Origin of the sequence: Microbacterium sp. NPDC090281 (genome assembly GCF_044769635.1) — a bacterium.
Taxonomy (GTDB): Bacteria; Actinomycetota; Actinomycetes; order Actinomycetales; family Microbacteriaceae; genus Microbacterium.
The window spans coordinates 2841551-2857296 of the sequence record NZ_JBIVYH010000001.1; the positions used below are offsets into that span (position 1 = coordinate 2841551).

Consider the following 15746-nt stretch of genomic DNA (forward strand, 5'->3'; position numbering starts at 1 on the left):
ATCAGGCCTGGGGAGCCGCCAGCTCACGGCTCACGGCGATCCACTGATCGAGCTTCGCCAGCGCACGGCCGTCGTCCACGGCCGCCGACGCCTTGTCGTACCCGGCGCGCAGCCGCTCGAGGATGGGCCGCTGCACCTGGGCGGCATCCTGGGAGAGTTCGAACGCGACGATGCCCGCGGCCGCGTTGAGCAGCACGATGTCCCGCACGGCACCGGTCTCACCCGAGAGCGTGCGGCGGAGGATGTCCGCATTGTGCTGCGGTGATCCGCCGATGAGGTCTGCGAGATCGGCGACCGGGATTCCGAGGTCGCGAGGGTCGAGGTCGTGTTCGTGGATGTCTCCTCGAGTGACCTCCCAGATACGACTGTGCCCTGTCGTCGTGAGTTCATCGAGTCCGTCGTCACCACGGAAGACGAGAGCCGTGGCGCCACGGGTCCTGAACACACCGGTGATCAACGGAACGCGCTCGATCTGCGCGACGCCCACGGCGTTGGCCTCCGCGCGAGCGGGGTTGCAGAGCGGACCGAGCATGTTGAACACGGTGGGAATGCCGAGCTCTGCTCGGACAGGGCCTGCGTGCTTGAACCCGGGGTGGAACGCGCCCGCCCAGGCGAACGTGATGCCCGTGCGGTCGAGGATGGAGGCCACGCCTGCCGGATCGAGCGACAACTCGAGACCGAGCGCGCCGAGGACGTCGGAGGAGCCCGATGCGGAACTCGCGGCCCGGTTCCCGTGCTTCACGACCGGCACCCCGGTGGCGCCGATGATGATCGCCGCTGTGGTGGAGACGTTCACCGTGCCGACACGATCTCCACCGGTTCCGACGATGTCGAGCACGTTGGGTGAGACGGGGAGGGGGACGGCCGCCTCGAGGATCGCGTCACGGAACCCGACGATCTCGTCGATCGTCTCGCCCTTCGCACGGAGCGCGACGAGGAAGCCCGCCAGCTGAGCCTCGGTCACATTGCCCTGCATGATCTGACGCATCGCCCATGTGGACTCCCAGATGCTGAGGTCACGACGCTCCAGAAGCGAGGTGAGCACGTCGGACCAGGTCAGCGAATCAGCCATGTGTGCGATCCTATCGGCGCGGAGAAAACATGCAGATGCTTCCGAACGCATGTGCACTTCGCGCCCACCCCTTGTTTCCCGCGGATTCACCGGGTATTCGCAGTGTTTTCTTAGGGTCCCCTAAGTCACCGACCGGCAATTCGAGGGCCGTCGGTGCAAGAATCACGCCCGCGGATCGGCCATAATGGAGGGGTGACGACCTCAGCGACGTATGCCCCGGCGGCGAGAACGATCAAGCGGCCCAACCCGGTAGCTGTCGGCACCATTGTGTGGCTCGGCAGTGAGGTGATGTTCTTCGCGGGACTCTTCGCGATCTACTTCACCCTCCGCAGCACCTCACCCGAGCTGTGGGCAGACCGGACCGAGCTGCTGAACGTCCCGTTCGCCGCAGTGAACACCTTGATCCTCGTCCTCTCCTCGTTCACGTGCCAGATGGGCGTGTTCGCGGCAGAAGACCTGCAGCCCTACAAGATCGGCAAGGGCCAGAAGAACGGCGCCGGACGCCGTCGCCTCTTCGGCTGGGGAATGGTCGAGTGGTTCTTCCTCACCTTCGCCCTCGGCGCGATCTTCGTCTCCGGCCAGGTGTGGGAGTACGCACAGCTCGTCGCTGAAGGCATGCCGATCAACGCAGACTCGTACGCCTCCGCGTTCTACCTGACGACGGGCTTCCACGCCCTGCACGTCACGGGTGGCCTCGTCGCGTTCCTGCTCGTCATCGGCCGTGCGTACGCCGTCAAGAACTTCCGGCACAAGGAGGCGACCTCCTCGATCGTGGTGTCCTACTACTGGCACTTCGTCGACGTCGTCTGGATCGTGCTGTTCCTCGTTATCTACTTCCTGAAATAAGAGCGGAGCTGATCCCCGAGATGGCACGAGAGAAGAAGCGCCGTTCCAGCGGTCGTCGCAGCCCTTTGGCGGCGGCCGCGCTCATCGGAGCAGGCCTCATGATCACGGGCGCCGTGTACGCAGGTGCGTCCGCAGCGTTCGCTGCGTCCGACACGCAGTCCGCGACCACCCAGCTGACGGTCGAAGACGGCGAGAAGCTGTTCACGGCCAACTGCGCCACCTGTCACGGTCTCGACCTGCAAGGAACCGCCAACGGTCCGAGCCTCTACGGCGTGGGCGAGCTGGCGACAGAGTTCCAGCTGTCGACGGGCCGCATGCCCCTGCAGATGCAGGGACCGCAGGCTCCGCAGAAGGCACCGCAGTTCACCGAAGACCAGATCCTGGCGATCTCGTCCTTCGTGCAGTCCGAGGCCCCCGGCCCGACCTTCCCGCATGAGGGCATCCTCGACGGCAAGGGCGATGTCGCGAACGGCGCAGAGCTGTTCCGCGTCAACTGCGCGATGTGCCACAACGTGGCGGCCGCCGGTGGAGCGCTCACCGAGGGCAAGTACGCCCCGGGGCTCAGCGAGACCAGCGCGCTGCACATGTACGCGGCCATGGTCACCGGCCCGCAGAACATGCCGGTCTTCGGCGACATGAACCTGTCCGACGAAGACAAGCGCGACATCATCTCGGCGCTGCTCTTCCAGCAGCAGTCCGTGCAGATCGGCGGATTCTCGCTCGGTTCGCTCGGGCCGGTCTCCGAGGGCCTGTTCGTCTGGATCTTCGGTATCGGCGCGCTCGTCGCCGTCACCGTGTGGATCACGGCGAAGTCCAACTGACGCTTAATCATCGAAGAGGAACGTACGAGGAGCACCATGGCACACGACGACGACTCGCAGGCTCTTGACAGGGCCTACCAGCCCTCTCCGGGGCTGGGTGTCGCAGTCAGCGATCCCGTGCAGAACCCCGGGCTTCCGCCGCATCGCGAGCGGATGACCGACAAGGACCCGCGCGCTGAGAAGGCCGCTGTCCGCACTGTCTACACGCTGTTCTACCTCTCCCTCGCCGGCAGCATCTGGGCGGTCGCCGCCTACATGCTGTTCCCGATCGAGAGCGGCGCGCTCATCGACATCCGGCAGAACAACCTCTTCATCGGTCTCGGCATCGCTCTGGCGCTGCTGGCCCTCGGCATCGGTGCCATCCACTGGTCCAAGGCGCTGATGTCCGACAAGGAGTTCATCGAGCACCGCCACCCCACCCGTGGCAAGGACTCGACCCGCGAGGCCGCCATCCAGGCGTTCTCCGACGCGAACGAGGAGTCCGGCTTCGGACGCCGTGCGGTGATCCGCAACTCGCTGTTCGCCGCGCTCGTCGCCTCGATCATCCCCGGTGTCACGCTGTTCCGTGGCCTCGCACCGCATTCGACGCCGGAAGACCCCACCGCGGGTGACCCGGTCGTGCTGCTCAAGCACACGATGTGGGACAAGGGCGCCCGCCTGGTGCGCGACCCCGACGGCACCCCGATCCGCGCAGCGGACGTGACCCTCGGTTCCGCATTCCACGTGATCCCGGAAGAGCTCGCGACGCTCAGCCACAGCGACGGCTACCTCGAGGAGAAGGCCAAGGCCATCGTCCTGATGATGCGTCTGCGCCCCGAGCAGCTGATCGAGGCCGAGGACCGCAAGGACTGGTCCTACGACGGCATCGTCGCCTATTCCAAGGTCTGCACGCACGTCGGATGCCCTGTGGCTCTGTACGAGCAGCAGACTCACCACCTGCTGTGCCCGTGCCACCAGTCGCAGTTCGACGTCACGGACCACGCAAAGGTCATCTTCGGCCCGGCGGCACGTCCGCTGCCGCAGCTGCCCATCACCGTCGATGACGAGGGCTACCTGGTCGCACGCAGCGACTTCAAGGAACCCGTCGGCCCGAGCTTCTGGGAGCGCCATTGAGCACCGCAACGCTGTCCAAAGAGGACAAAGACACCAAGGCGCCCCTCGGCGGTCGCTTCGTCGGTGCCGCGTCGAACTACATCGATGAGCGCACCAGCCTCTCCGGCTTCGTCAAGGAGCTCGGACGCAAGATCTTCCCCGATCACTGGTCGTTCATGCTCGGCGAGATCGCTCTGTGGAGCTTCGTCGTCGTGTTCATCTCGGGCACCTTCCTGACCTTCTTCTTCCAGGCGTCCATGGTCGAGACCCACTACACCGGCGCATACGCACCGATGCGTGGTATCGAGATGTCCGCGGCCCTCGAGTCGTCGCTGCACATCTCGTTCGACCTGCGAGGCGGCCTCCTGGTCCGTCAGATCCACCACTGGGCCGCGCTCGTCTTCATCGCCGGCATCGGCGTGCACATGCTTCGCGTGTACTTCACCGGTGCCTTCCGCAAGCCCCGCGAGCTGAACTGGGTGATCGGCTTCGTGCTGTTCGTCCTGGCGATGGCTGAGGGCTTCACCGGCTACTCGCTGCCGGACGATCTGCTCTCGGGTAACGGCCTGCGCATCATCGACGGCATGATCAAGGGCCTCCCCCTCATCGGCACGTGGACCTCGTTCCTGCTGTTCGGTGGTGAGTTCCCGGGTACCGACATCGTCGGACGCCTCTACACACTGCACATCCTGCTGTTGCCGATGCTCGTGATCGCGCTCATCGTCGTGCACCTGATGCTCATGATCATCAACAAGCACACGCAGTTCGCTGGCCCCGGCCGCACGAACGACAACGTCGTGGGCTACCCGATGATGCCGGTCTACATGTCCAAGATGGGCGGCTACCTGTTCATCGTGTTCGGCACCATCGTGCTGATAGCGACGTTCTTCCAGATCAACCCGATCTGGAACTACGGCCCGTACGACCCCTCCCCTGTCTCCGCCGGTACGCAGCCGGACTGGTACATCGGCTTCGCCGACGGCGCGTTGCGTCTGGCACCGTCGAACTGGGACATCGTGTTCCTCGACCACACCTGGTCGTTCGGAATCATCGCACCGGTCCTGGTACTCGGTCTCTTCATCGTCGCCGTCGCGATCTACCCCTTCCTCGAGGCGTGGCTCACCGGCGACAAGCGTGAGCACCACCTCGCACAGCGCCCCCGCAACGCGGCGACGCGCACGGCGATCGGTGTTGCCGGCGTCATCTTCTACGCCGTCCTGTGGGCTGCCGCATCCTCCGACCTCATCGCGACGCACTTCATGCTCACGATGGAGGGGGTCATCCACACCCTGCAGGCGCTGCTGTTCCTGGGCCCGATCCTCGGCTACTTCGTCACCAAGCGCATCTGCATCGCGCTGCAGAAGAAGGACCGCGAGATCGTGCTGCACGGCTTCGAGTCCGGGCGCATCGTCCGCCTCCCCGGCGGCGAGTTCATCGAGGTGCACCAGCCGGTCGACAAGTACGACCGCTGGAAGCTCATCGACGTCGACGGCTACGAGCCCCTCGTGGTCCGCCCGAATGCCAAGGGACGCATCCCGTGGACGGAGAACCTCCGTTCATCGATCTCCCGCTGGTTCTTCGAGGACCGCCTCGCACCGCTCACGCAGGCCGAGGTCGAAGCCGCAGACGCGCACCAGAACCACGTCACAGCTCACAACGATGAGACCGAGGCCGCAGAGATCCAGGGCGCTCACGAGCGTGCAGGATTCCCCGACGCCCCGCTCACGGTCGATGAGACGCACGTCGACGAGACGCCGAACACTCCGAGCACGGTGATCGCCACCGAGCCGGTGAAGAAGCCTCGCAACAAGAAGTCGGAAGACGGCGAGTAGCCGCCACTCCCCTGCTGATGAAGGCCTCGTCCACACGGACGGGGCCTTCATCGTTATCCCTGCATGAAAGGATCAAACCACCATGTCATCCGTCGTCCAGCTGATCCGCGCCTCCGCCCTCGCCGATGCTCCTTACGCCTATGCCGCGACAGCACCGACCGGTTCCCGACTGATCTTCCTTGCCGGAGCATGCCCGCTCAATGACGACGGGACGACTGCGGCGCCGGGCGACTACGCGGCTCAGGCGGCAAGATGTGTGGAGACGCTCAAGGCGGCACTCGACGTCGCCGGTGCGACCCTCACGGATGTCATCAGCACACGCGTGCTGGTGGCCTCCTCCGCACAGGCCGACCTCGTCACGGCCTGGGATGTGATTCATGCCGCGTTCGGCGCGCACGACGTCCCCAGCACACTCCTGGGCGTCACCGTCCTCGGCTACGACCACCAGCTCGTGGAGATCGAAGCGATCGCCGCCGTCGCCGCAGACTGATCATGGAGATCCATCTGCGACCAGCTCGAGCGGACGATGCCGCAGCGACCGAACAGATCGAAACCGCGGCAGATGCCCTTCTCGTCGATCGCTTCGGCGCCGTCGACTGGCCTCCCCCGACTCCAGCCGACGATCGCGCGTCCGCGCCCGGATTCGTCCTCGTAGCCGAGCACTCAGGAGACGCGACAGCCGCCCCTATGGTCGTCGGGTTCGTACATGTCCTCGATCTCGACGGGCACGCCCACCTCGAACAGCTTTCGGTACTTCCCTCGTTCGGTCGACGCGGCATCGGGCGTCAGCTCGTCGAGGGTGCACTTGCGGAAGCCCGCCGCCGCGGGCACCACGAGATCACGCTCCGCACCTACGTCGACGTACCTTGGAATGCTCCGTTCTACGAGACCTGCGGCTTCGTCACGACCGAGCCTCAGACGCCATTGCTCATCGGCCTCGTGCGGGTAGAAGAGGCTCTCGGGCTCTTCGAGTTCGGTGCACGAGTACAGATGACCGCCGTGCTGTGACACTCAAGCGCTGACAGTCGGTGCGTCGTACTGACAGCATTCGCACGTAGAGCGACGGAAATCTGCTGGGTGCGACGAACGGCCGCTGCTTAGGCTGAAGCCATGATCGATCGCACCGACTTCTACACGGCCAAGTTGACCTATGAGACCGACCCCAGCGATGTTCATGCCGCGCAGAAGGCCGGCGAGAACATCTTCGTCATCGACGTCCGGTCTGATGAGGCGTGGGCTCAAGGACGGGTCGCAGGAGCCGTGCACATGCACTACAGCGAGATCGCCTCACGCGCGCCGATCGAAGTGCCAGCCGACGCGGAGATCGTCGTCTACTGCTGGAGTCCTGGATGCAACGCGGGCGCGAAGGGTGCGCTCGAATTCGCGCGTCTGGGATACAAGGTGCGAGAGATGATCGGCGGCTTCGAGTACTGGGTCCGCGAGGGTTATGCGGTCGAAGACGCCGACGGCACCCACCACCGTCCCGTGGATCCGCTGACCGGGATCGCCCGTATCCGCACTCGCGCCTGACCACGGCCCTCCGCCGCATACGAAGAAGGCCCTCGGACGAATCCGAGGGCCTTCTTCGTATGCGGCTGCGTCAGCGGGCGAAGTTGCCGCGGTAGTACTCGTACACCCAGCCGACGATCGCGACGACGAAGATCGCGATACCGATCGGGAGGAGGAAGTGCCCCACCGCGAGTCCGACCACGAAGACCCCGGCCGAGGCGGCGAGGACCATGGGCCACCAGGACCACGGGCTGAACTCGCCGAGCTCCGGGTCACCGTCATCGATGTCGGCGGTCAGGATGTCTTCGGGCAGCTCACCCTGCTGTGCCTTGTGCGTGCGATCGAGATAGAAAGCGATCATCGCTGCCATGAAGGCGGCGAAGAACAGCGCGACCGTGCCGACCCACTCGATCCGCATTGCGAAGTTGTCCGAGGGCGTAGCAAGGATGTGCCAGCCCGTGTAGACGACACCGACGAGGGCGAAGAAGGCCGTCAGGACCCACCAGAGAATGACGTTGTCGCGCATGACTTAGTGGGCCTCTCGCTCGCCGGGAGCCGTGGTCGCGAACTCAGCAGCCTCGGGATGATTCAGATCGAACGCGGGACGCTCGCTGCGGATGCGCGGGATCGACGTGAAGTTGTGTCGCGGCGGCGGGCACGATGTGGCCCACTCGAGCGATGCACCATAGCCCCACGGGTCGTTGACCGTGACCTTCGGAGCCTTGCGGGCCGTGATCCACACGTTCAGGAAGAACGGCAGCATCGAGGCGCCGAGGATGATCGCACCGATCGTCGAGACCTGGTTCTGCCAGGTCCAGCCGTCAGCTTCCGAGTAGTCCGCGTAGCGACGCACCATGCCGTCGACACCCAGCCAGTGCTGAATGAGGAACGTCATGTGGAAACCGATGAACAGCAACCAGAAGTGCACGTAGCCGAGACGCTCGTTCAGCATGCGCCCTGTCCACTTCGGCCACCAGAAGTAGAAGCCGGCGAACATGGCGAACACCACGGTGCCGAACACCACGTAGTGGAAGTGGGCGACCACGAAGTACGAGTCGGAGAGCGCGAAGTCCAGCGGCGGGGCCGCGAGGATCACACCGGTCAGACCACCGAACACGAACGACACCAGGAAGCCGAGAGCGAAGACCATCGGCGTCTCGAACGTCACTGACCCTCGCCAGAGCGTGCCGATCCAGTTGAAGATCTTCACGCCTGTCGGCACAGCGATGAGCATCGTCATGAGCGCGAAGAACGGCAGCAGCACTGAACCGGTGACGTACATGTGGTGAGCCCACACCGCGACGGAGAGCGCCGCGATGGCGATCGTCGCATAGACCAGGGTCTTGTAACCGAAGATTGGCTTGCGGCTGAAGACCGGGAAGATCTCCGAGACGATACCGAAGAACGGCAGCGCGATGATGTACACCTCAGGGTGACCGAAGAACCAGAAGAGGTGCTGCCAGAGCAGGACTCCGCCATTGGCCGGGTCGTAGATGTGCGCACCCAGGATGCGGTCTGCGGCGGCCGCGAAGATGGCCGCTGCGAGCACCGGGAACGCCATCAGGATCAGGAGGCTCGTGATGAGCGTGTTCCACGTGAAGATCGGCATGCGCCACATCGTCATGCCAGGAGCTCGCATGGTGATGATCGTGGTGATGAAGTTGACGGCACCGAGGATCGTTCCGAAACCCGAGATGCCGAGGCCGACCATCCAGAGGTTGCCACCCGCTCCCGGGGAGAACGATGCTCCTGCCAGAGGTTGATAGGCGAACCATCCGAAGGAAGCCGCACCCTGCGGGGTGAGGAAGCCGGCGACCGCGATCGTGGAGCCGAAGAGGAAGAGCCAGAAGGCGAAGGCGTTCAGACGCGGGAAGGCGACGTCAGGAGCACCGATCTGCAACGGCAGGATCGCATTCGCGAAGCCCGCGAACAACGGTGTCGCGAACATCAGCAGCATGATCGTGCCGTGCATCGTGAACAGCTGGTTGTACTGCTCCTTCGTCGGGATGATCTGCATTCCCGGCGCGAACAGCTCGGCGCGGATGACGAGTGCCATCACACCGCCGAGCAGGAAGAACATCACCGACGCGATCAGGTACATGTACCCGATGGTCTTGTGGTCCGTGGAGGTGATCCACTTGACGACGATGTTCCCCTTCTGCTCGACACGCGAGGAGCTCATGAGAGCGGCCTGGCGGGCGGGCAGAGCGTTGGGGCGCGACCCGGGGGTCTCGTCGGTACGGGGAGCTTCTGTGGTCGACATGACTTACTCCCCTCCTTCCTCGGTGTCGGTCTTCGGGGTTGTCCCAGGGAAGTTCGAGAGACGGTCGTAGGCTCCGGTGATGTCGCCGGTGTTGCCCTTTTCCTCGAGCGAGGCGAGGTAGGCGTCGTACTCAGCCTGCGAGACGACCTTCACGTTGAACAGCATCATCGAGTGATACTCACCGCAGAGCTCGGCGCACTTGCCGGCGTACTCTCCCTCACGCGTCGGGATGAACGACCAGGAGTTGTCCTTCCCGATGAACATGTCCTTCTTGTAGAGGAAGTCGATGATCCAGAAGGAGTGGATGACGTCACGGGACTTCAGGTTGATCGTGACCTTCTGATCGACCGGGAGCACCAGCGTGGGCAGCTCAGCCTGGTCGATGTTGCCGTCCTTGTCAGGCTGAGCCTGGATACCCATCGTCCAGACGGCGTCGGAGTTGTCCTTCTGGTCTCCGTCGTACTGGAAGTCCCACGCCCACTGCTTGGCGATCGCGGTGATCTCGACGTCGGGCTCGTCCCACTTGGCCTCGATCTCCGTCTGATCGCGAGCGGTGAAGAAGAACATCCCCAGCACGAGGATGAGCGGCACGATCGTGTAGAAGATCTCGATCGGCATGTTGTAGCGCATCTGCACCGGCAGGCCGGTCTGACCCTTGCGACGGCGGTAGGCGATCGCGGCCCAGGCCATCAGGCCCCAGGTGATGATGCCGACGGCCAGCAGCACGATCCAGGAGTTCACCCAGAGCGACGAGACGCGCTCGGTCTGATTGGTGGCTGCGGGGCCACCCTCCACGAAGCCCGGAAGAAAGCCGTTCAGCTCGGTGGGAGAACATCCCGCCAGGGCCAAGGCTGCCGCAACTCCCACGGGGAGGGCGGCCCAACGAAGGCTGCGTTTCGAGGGCACGATGCACCTTTCAGATCGCGAACAGAGCACACCCAAGTCTAGGGCAACCTCACACCTGATTCATGCCAACCACGCAGGTTCTGGAAGCGGAACGGCCGCCGTCACCAGTGGTGACGGCGGCCGTGACCGCAGAAGCGAGAGTCAGTGGAAGCTGTCGCCGCAGGCGCAGCTGCCCGCTGCATTGGGGTTGTCGATCGTGAACCCCTGCTCGGAGATCGTGTCCTTGAAGTCGATCGCCGCGCCGTCGAGGTACGGAACACTCATGTTGTCGATGATCACCTCGACGCCGTCGAAGTCGACCGTCTCGTCGCCCTCGAGGTAGCGCTCGTCGAAGTACAGCTGGTAGATCAGGCCAGAGCACCCGCCGGGCTGCACGGCGACGCGCAGACGAAGATCTTCGCGCCCCTCCTGCTCGAGAAGGTTCTTCACCTTCGTGGCGGCAGCATCGGTCAGGGTGACGCCGTGTGCGCGGGTGGTCTCCGGGGAGAGTGTGGTGTCGCTCATGTCGCTCCTTGTGACGGGCCGCAGGTGCACGGCTTCTCGGACGATTCTACCGCCGCGGATCCTGTGAGGCTCAGAGTTCTGTGGCATTCATTCGAGTGAGCAGCAACGCCTCGGTCGCGACCGCGTGGCGGAAGGTGTCGAGGTGGAGCGACTCGTTGGGACTGTGAGCCCGCGAATGAGGGTCTTCCACCCCGGTTACCAAGATCTGCGCGGTCGGGAACTCGCGCACCAGATCGGCGATGAACGGGATCGAACCACCCACTCCCAGATCGATGGGCGGAACTCCGTAGCCGTCGCGCATCGCGTCGCGTGTCAACGCCACCGCCCATCCGCTGGTGTCGACCAGGAAACCGTCGCCGAGATCGACGTCCGAGAAGGTGAGCTCTGCGCCGAAGGGCGCGTGCGCGCGAAGGTGGCTCTCGAGCGCCTCGTACGCATCCTTCCCGGTCTGCCCCGGGGCAACGCGAGCGCTGATCACGACCGTCGCTTCAGGAAGCAGAGTGTTCGAGGCCGCGGCGACGCTCGTGGCATCGATGCCGATCACGGTCACCGACGGCTTGTTCCAGATCCGGCTGAGAATCGTCCCGTCGCCGATCGGTGTGGTGGCGGGCAACAATCCGGCCTCGTCGCGAAGCGTCGCCTCGGTGTAGTCGGGGGTGGGCGCATCGCGCTCGGTCATACCCTGGACGGCGACCGAGCCGTCGGCGTTCCACAAGGTGGACAGCAGCGTGACCGTCGCCATCATCGCGTCGGGCACGGCGCCTCCGAACATTCCGGAGTGGGAGGCGTGATCGAGTGTGCGCACGCGCATCGTGAATCGCGCGTTGCCTCGCAGGGAGACGGTGAGGCCCGGCGTGGCGGAATCCCAGTTGCCGGAGTCGGCCACGACGATGGCATCGGCCCGCAGCGCTTCCTTGTTGTCGGAGAGGAACTGGGCGAACGAACGGGACCCGTACTCCTCCTCACCTTCGATGAACATCGCGATGCCGAGGTCGAGGTCATCTCCGAGCACCTCGCTCACCGCACGGATCGACGCGATGTGCGCCATGATCCCGGCCTTGTCATCCGCCGCGCCGCGACCGTAGAGGCGGCCATCGCGCACCGTCGGTTCGAACGGCGGTGTCTCCCACAACGCGTCATCCCCCGGAGGCTGCACGTCGTGGTGCGCGTAGAGGAGGATCGTCGGCTTGCCGTTGCGGGCCTTGCGCGTTGCGAGAACGGCCGGCTGTCCCTGCTCGTCGGTGCCGGGGATCCCGGAACGAAGCACTCGGACCTCGTCGAATACTCCGGTGCCCGCTGCCAACGCCGCGACGGCTTCGGCGCTGCGCTCCAGTTGGGTCTGATCGAACGCCGGCCAGGCCATCCCGGGGATGCGCACGAGGTGGCCGAGATCGGACAGCGCTGACGGGATACCGGTGGCTACGGCCTCGAGGACGGCGTCGTCGGAGTCACTGGGAAGAACAGGAGAGGTCATGCGAGTAATCTTAAGGTGATCTCCCGTCAGCGAACCGAGGAACTCCGTGGCCATTACCCCTGCCTCCCCATCGACGAACGACGACGCCTCCGAGACGTCGGCAAGCGGCAAGGGGCGCGCGACGCCGACTCGTGCTGAGCAGGAAGCGGCCCGCCGCCGCCCCCTCGTCGCCAACACGAAGGAAGCGAAGGCCGCCGCCAAAGCCGACCTCAACGAGCGCCGCGCCAAAGCACAGGCCGGCATGGCTGCCGGCGAGGAGAAGTACCTCCCGGTCCGCGACAAGGGTCCGCAGCGCCGTTGGGTGCGCGACTACGTCGACGCGGGCTGGCACCCGGCCGAGTTCGTGATGGGCGTCATGGTGCTCGTCATCCTCGCCTCGCTCGTGCCGGCAAGCTCTGTCATCTCGTTCTACGCCTACATCGTGATGATGGGGTACTTGGTGATCGCCATCGGAGGCATGGTCCTGCTCGGCATGCGGGTCAAGCGCAAGGTCGCGGCGAAGTTCGGCAAGGATCGCCTCGAGCGCGGCCTCGGCTGGTATGCCGCGATGCGCGCCCTGCAGATGCGTTTCATGCGCCTTCCGAAGCCGCAGGTCAAGCGCGGACAGTACCCCGACTGACCAGTCCCCTGTTGATCTCGCGACCCCAGAACGGGCCGCGGTACAGGAAAGCGGTGTAGCCCTGAACCAGGGTCGCACCGGCATCGAGGCGTTCCTGAACGTCGGCCGGAGTCTCGACCCCGCCGACCGCGATCACGCAGAAGTCTGCCGGCACCGCTTCGCGCACGACTCGGAGGACTTCGAGCGAGCGCTCCTTCAACGGCGCGCCGGAAAGCCCGCCTGCTCCTGCTGCCTCGACCGTCGCAGCATCGGTGAGCAGGCCGTCTCGGCTGATCGTGGTGTTGTGCGCGATGATGCCCGCGAGCCCCTCGGCCACAGCCATCTTCGCGATCGCCGAGATCTCCTCGTCGGGAAGATCGGGCGCGATCTTGACCAGCAGCGGGGTGGTCCCTGAGGCTTCGCGAACGGCGCGAAGCAGCGGCGCTAGCGTCTCCACGGCCTGCAGGCCACGCAGGCCCGGGGTGTTCGGGGATGACACGTTCACTGCCAGATAGTCGGCAAGAGGGGCGAGTCGGGTCGCTGAGGCCACATAGTCTGCGGTCGCGTTCTCGACCTCGACCACCCGGCTCTTCCCGATGTTGACACCGATCACCGTGTCAGGAGCGCCCCGACGAAGCCGGGCGAGACGACGAGCCGCTGCATCTGCGCCGGCGTTGTTGAAGCCCATCCGGTTGATGACTGCACGATCCGCGATCAGACGGAAAAGACGCGGCTTCGGGTTTCCCTCCTGAGGGACCGCCGTCACCGTGCCGACCTCCACGTGCCCGAAGCCGAGGGCGGCGAGACCGCGCACACCGACCGCGTTCTTGTCGAAACCCGCGGCCACGCCGAACGGCGAGGGGAACGTGAGCCCGAGCGTCTCCACCCGGAGCGAAGGGTCGGGGCGAGTGACCGCCCGCGTCGCCCAGGAGAACGGGGGCGTGCCGAGCACACGGATCACCGCCATACCTGCATGGTGGGCGAACTCGGGGTCGAAGCGCGAGAGGACAGCGCGGAAGAGCAGCGGATACATCACTGCAAGATTACCGGTCCTCGGACTCCCGCTTCGTGTGGTCGGCCCGCAGATCGGTGATAGCGGCCTCGAAATCCTCGAGCGAGTCGAACGCCTGGTAGACGCTGGCGAATCGTAGGAACGCGACCTCATCGAGCTCTCGCAGCGGACCGAGGATCGCAAGGCCGATCTCGTTCGTGTCGAGCTGCGAGACACCGGTCTGCCGAACAGCCTCCTCGACGCGCTGCGCGAGCACGGCGAGGTCACCCTCGGTCACCGGGCGACCCTGACAGGCCTTCCGCACACCGGTGATGACTTTCTCCCGACTGAACGGCTCCATCACACCAGAACGTTTGATGACGTTGAGGCTGGCAGTCTCGGTGGTCGTGAAACGGCCCCCGCACTCCGGGCACTGACGGCGCCGTCTGATCGAGAGCCCGTCGTCGCTGGTGCGCGAATCGATGACGCGAGAGTCGGAGTGACGACAGAAGGGGCAGTGCATCTGACCGATCCTACGCGGTGAAGCGGGCCTCGATCGCCTCGCCGTGCGCAGGGAGCACCTCGGTGTTCGCAAGGGCGACCACGCCGGCGCGCACGGCTGCAAGCGCAGCCCTGTCGTAGGAGATCACCTGCTGCGGGCGGAGGAATGTGTACGAACCGAGACCGGGAGCGTAGCGGGCCTGTCCCCCGGTGGGCAGCACGTGGTTGCTGCCGGCCATGTAGTCGCCGAGGCTGACCGGGGTCTGATCGCCGACGAACACGGCCCCGGCACTCGTGAAGGCCGATGCCGCTTCTTCGGCATCGACGAGGTGCAGTTCGAGGTGCTCCGGCGCGTAGGCGTTGCTGAACGCGGTCGCCATGATGCGGTCATCGACGAGCACGATCGCTGACTGCGGTCCGGACAAGGCGGCGGCCACGCGCTCGCTGTGCCTGGTGGCGGTGGCGAGCCGTTCCACCTCGACGGCGACCCGTTCGGCGACCTGCACCGCATCGGTGACCAGAACCGCGGATGCCTGTTCGTCGTGCTCGGCCTGGCTGACGAGGTCGGCCGCGATGAGACGAGGATCAGCTGCGGCGTCGGCCACGACCAGGATCTCTGTCGCCCCCGCTTCCGAGTCTGTTCCGACGACACCGGCGACTGCACGCTTGGCTGAGGCGACGTAGTTGTTTCCAGGACCGGACACGACATCGACCGGGTCGAGGCCGAGCGACGGAACACCGTGCGCGAACGCGCCGATCGCTCCGGCTCCGCCCATCGCGTACACCTCGGTGACGCCCAGCAGTCCAGCCGCCGCAAGGATCGTCGGGTGGATCCGTCCACCCTGATCGGCTTGCGGGGGCGAAGCCAGCGCGATCTGCTCGACACCGGCGACCTGCGCAGGGACGACGTTCATGATCACGCTGGACGGATAGACCGCCTTGCCTCCGGGGATGTAGACCCCGACACGGTGCACCGGCTGCCAGCGCTGCGTGATGACGGCGCCGTCGCCGATCCGGGTCACCTGCGTGGCGGGCACCTGTGCGGCTGAGGCGAGCCGCACACGGCGGATGGCCTCCTCGAGCGCGCTCCGAACCTCAGGAGCGAGTTCGGTCAGCGCCTCGGTGATGTGCTCGGCGGGAATCCGCACGGCGTGATCCGAGACCGCGTCGAAGCGTTCCGCCTGCTCGCGCAGGGCGACTTCGCCACGCTCTCGTACGTCCTCGACGATACGTGCAGCGGTGTCGAGCGCCTCGGCGCGGGCCTGCGTGGCCCGCGGCACTGCAGCGAGCATGTCTGCGGGCGAGAGCTCTCGCCCTCGCAGATCGATCGTGCGCAT

At 65.4% G+C, this 15746-nt stretch carries 17 protein-coding genes; 8 read left to right on the top strand and 9 right to left on the bottom strand.

Going from position 1 to position 15746, the window contains the following annotated elements; translation table 11 throughout:
- Window position 1 precedes the first annotated feature (1 nt).
- Window positions 2-1072 (bottom strand): anthranilate phosphoribosyltransferase, encoded by a 1071-nt coding sequence (trpD, locus tag ACIQTX_RS13665; RefSeq protein ID WP_402972775.1) that lies wholly within the window; start codon window positions 1070-1072, stop codon window positions 2-4.
- Between the two features lie 288 nt (window positions 1073-1360).
- Between trpD and ACIQTX_RS13670 the strand changes: the two genes are divergently transcribed.
- From ACIQTX_RS13670 to ACIQTX_RS13700, 7 genes are all read left to right on the top strand, one after another.
- Window positions 1361-1918 (top strand): heme-copper oxidase subunit III, encoded by a 558-nt coding sequence (locus tag ACIQTX_RS13670; protein WP_258131215.1) that lies wholly within the window; start codon window positions 1361-1363, stop codon window positions 1916-1918.
- 20 nt (window positions 1919-1938) lie between these two features.
- On the top strand, window positions 1939-2739 hold the full coding sequence (locus ACIQTX_RS13675) for a c-type cytochrome (protein WP_028501544.1): 801 nt from the start codon (window positions 1939-1941) through the stop codon (window positions 2737-2739).
- 36 nt (window positions 2740-2775) lie between these two features.
- Window positions 2776-3852, top strand: coding sequence for a ubiquinol-cytochrome c reductase iron-sulfur subunit (locus ACIQTX_RS13680; RefSeq protein ID WP_402972778.1), 1077 nt, complete (start codon window positions 2776-2778; stop codon window positions 3850-3852).
- On the top strand, window positions 3849-5663 hold the full coding sequence (locus tag ACIQTX_RS13685; RefSeq protein ID WP_028501542.1) for a cytochrome bc complex cytochrome b subunit: 1815 nt from the start codon (window positions 3849-3851) through the stop codon (window positions 5661-5663). Before ACIQTX_RS13680 ends, ACIQTX_RS13685 begins: the two co-directional genes overlap by 4 nt.
- 82 nt (window positions 5664-5745) lie before the next feature.
- Entirely contained in the window at window positions 5746-6153 is a 408-nt protein-coding gene (locus ACIQTX_RS13690) for a RidA family protein (protein ID WP_105525735.1), read from the top strand.
- A gap of 2 nt (window positions 6154-6155) precedes the next feature.
- Window positions 6156-6671 carry a GNAT family N-acetyltransferase gene (locus ACIQTX_RS13695; protein ID WP_402972781.1) on the top strand — a complete coding sequence of 172 codons (516 nt, stop codon included), beginning with the start codon at window positions 6156-6158 and terminating at the stop codon, window positions 6669-6671.
- 102 nt (window positions 6672-6773) lie between these two features.
- Window positions 6774-7193, top strand: coding sequence for a rhodanese-like domain-containing protein (locus ACIQTX_RS13700; RefSeq protein ID WP_402972783.1), 420 nt, complete (start codon window positions 6774-6776; stop codon window positions 7191-7193).
- Between the two features lie 70 nt (window positions 7194-7263).
- On the opposite strand, the gene ACIQTX_RS13705 is transcribed toward ACIQTX_RS13700, so the two are convergent.
- From ACIQTX_RS13705 to ACIQTX_RS13725, 5 genes are all read right to left on the bottom strand, one after another.
- Entirely contained in the window at window positions 7264-7698 is a 435-nt protein-coding gene (locus ACIQTX_RS13705) for a cytochrome c oxidase subunit 4 (protein ID WP_028501538.1), read from the bottom strand.
- A 3-nt stretch (window positions 7699-7701) separates the two neighbouring features.
- A complete protein-coding gene (ctaD, locus tag ACIQTX_RS13710; RefSeq protein WP_181156717.1) occupies window positions 7702-9435 on the bottom strand; it encodes a cytochrome c oxidase subunit I in 1734 nt (577 codons plus the stop codon).
- Window positions 9436-9438: 3 nt separating this feature from the next.
- Window positions 9439-10341 (bottom strand): cytochrome c oxidase subunit II, encoded by a 903-nt coding sequence (gene coxB, locus ACIQTX_RS13715; protein ID WP_028501536.1) that lies wholly within the window; start codon window positions 10339-10341, stop codon window positions 9439-9441.
- A 141-nt stretch (window positions 10342-10482) separates the two neighbouring features.
- Window positions 10483-10845: an iron-sulfur cluster insertion protein ErpA gene (gene erpA, locus ACIQTX_RS13720; protein WP_028501535.1), complete on the bottom strand. Its 363-nt coding sequence runs from the start codon at window positions 10843-10845 to the stop codon at window positions 10483-10485.
- Window positions 10846-10915: 70 nt separating this feature from the next.
- Window positions 10916-12319 carry a dipeptidase gene (locus ACIQTX_RS13725; RefSeq protein ID WP_402972786.1) on the bottom strand — a complete coding sequence of 468 codons (1404 nt, stop codon included), beginning with the start codon at window positions 12317-12319 and terminating at the stop codon, window positions 10916-10918.
- 46 nt (window positions 12320-12365) lie between these two features.
- Between ACIQTX_RS13725 and ACIQTX_RS13730 the strand changes: the two genes are divergently transcribed.
- Window positions 12366-12938 (top strand): DUF3043 domain-containing protein, encoded by a 573-nt coding sequence (locus ACIQTX_RS13730; protein ID WP_105525730.1) that lies wholly within the window; start codon window positions 12366-12368, stop codon window positions 12936-12938.
- On the opposite strand, the gene ACIQTX_RS13735 is transcribed toward ACIQTX_RS13730, so the two are convergent.
- From ACIQTX_RS13735 to hisD, 3 genes are read right to left on the bottom strand one after another with little or no spacing between them, the layout of a single operon-like run.
- Window positions 12913-13950, bottom strand: a complete 1038-nt coding sequence (locus ACIQTX_RS13735; protein ID WP_105525729.1) for a quinone-dependent dihydroorotate dehydrogenase — start codon at window positions 13948-13950, stop codon at window positions 12913-12915. The genes ACIQTX_RS13730 and ACIQTX_RS13735 overlap by 26 nt on opposite strands.
- A 10-nt stretch (window positions 13951-13960) precedes the next feature.
- Window positions 13961-14431: a transcriptional regulator NrdR gene (gene nrdR, locus ACIQTX_RS13740; protein ID WP_028501531.1), complete on the bottom strand. Its 471-nt coding sequence runs from the start codon at window positions 14429-14431 to the stop codon at window positions 13961-13963.
- A 10-nt stretch (window positions 14432-14441) separates the two neighbouring features.
- Window positions 14442-15746 (bottom strand): histidinol dehydrogenase, encoded by a 1305-nt coding sequence (gene hisD / locus ACIQTX_RS13745; RefSeq protein WP_402972789.1) that lies wholly within the window; start codon window positions 15744-15746, stop codon window positions 14442-14444.

Excerpts from the sequence above, each read along its gene's own strand:
- ACIQTX_RS13670 (WP_258131215.1), top strand. The coding sequence starts at position 1,361 with ATGTTCTTCGCGGGACTCTTCGCGATCTACTTCACCCTCCGCAGCACC.
- ACIQTX_RS13735 (WP_105525729.1), bottom strand. The coding sequence starts at position 13,950 with ATGTATCCGCTGCTCTTCCGCGCTGTCCTCTCGCGCTTCGACCCCGAG.
- nrdR (WP_028501531.1), bottom strand. The coding sequence starts at position 14,431 with ATGCACTGCCCCTTCTGTCGTCACTCCGACTCTCGCGTCATCGATTCG.
- ACIQTX_RS13725 (WP_402972786.1), bottom strand. The coding sequence starts at position 12,319 with ATGACCTCTCCTGTTCTTCCCAGTGACTCCGACGACGCCGTCCTCGAG.
- erpA (WP_028501535.1), bottom strand. The coding sequence starts at position 10,845 with ATGAGCGACACCACACTCTCCCCGGAGACCACCCGCGCACACGGCGTC.
- ACIQTX_RS13695 (WP_402972781.1), top strand. The coding sequence starts at position 6,156 with ATGGAGATCCATCTGCGACCAGCTCGAGCGGACGATGCCGCAGCGACC.
- ctaD (WP_181156717.1), bottom strand. The coding sequence starts at position 9,435 with ATGTCGACCACAGAAGCTCCCCGTACCGACGAGACCCCCGGGTCGCGC.
- ACIQTX_RS13680 (WP_402972778.1), top strand. The coding sequence starts at position 2,776 with ATGGCACACGACGACGACTCGCAGGCTCTTGACAGGGCCTACCAGCCC.
- ACIQTX_RS13705 (WP_028501538.1), bottom strand. The coding sequence starts at position 7,698 with ATGCGCGACAACGTCATTCTCTGGTGGGTCCTGACGGCCTTCTTCGCC.
- trpD (WP_402972775.1), bottom strand. The coding sequence starts at position 1,072 with ATGGCTGATTCGCTGACCTGGTCCGACGTGCTCACCTCGCTTCTGGAG.
- ACIQTX_RS13700 (WP_402972783.1), top strand. The coding sequence starts at position 6,774 with ATGATCGATCGCACCGACTTCTACACGGCCAAGTTGACCTATGAGACC.
- ACIQTX_RS13690 (WP_105525735.1), top strand. The coding sequence starts at position 5,746 with ATGTCATCCGTCGTCCAGCTGATCCGCGCCTCCGCCCTCGCCGATGCT.
- hisD (WP_402972789.1), bottom strand. The coding sequence starts at position 15,746 with ATGCGCACGATCGATCTGCGAGGGCGAGAGCTCTCGCCCGCAGACATG.
- ACIQTX_RS13675 (WP_028501544.1), top strand. The coding sequence starts at position 1,939 with ATGGCACGAGAGAAGAAGCGCCGTTCCAGCGGTCGTCGCAGCCCTTTG.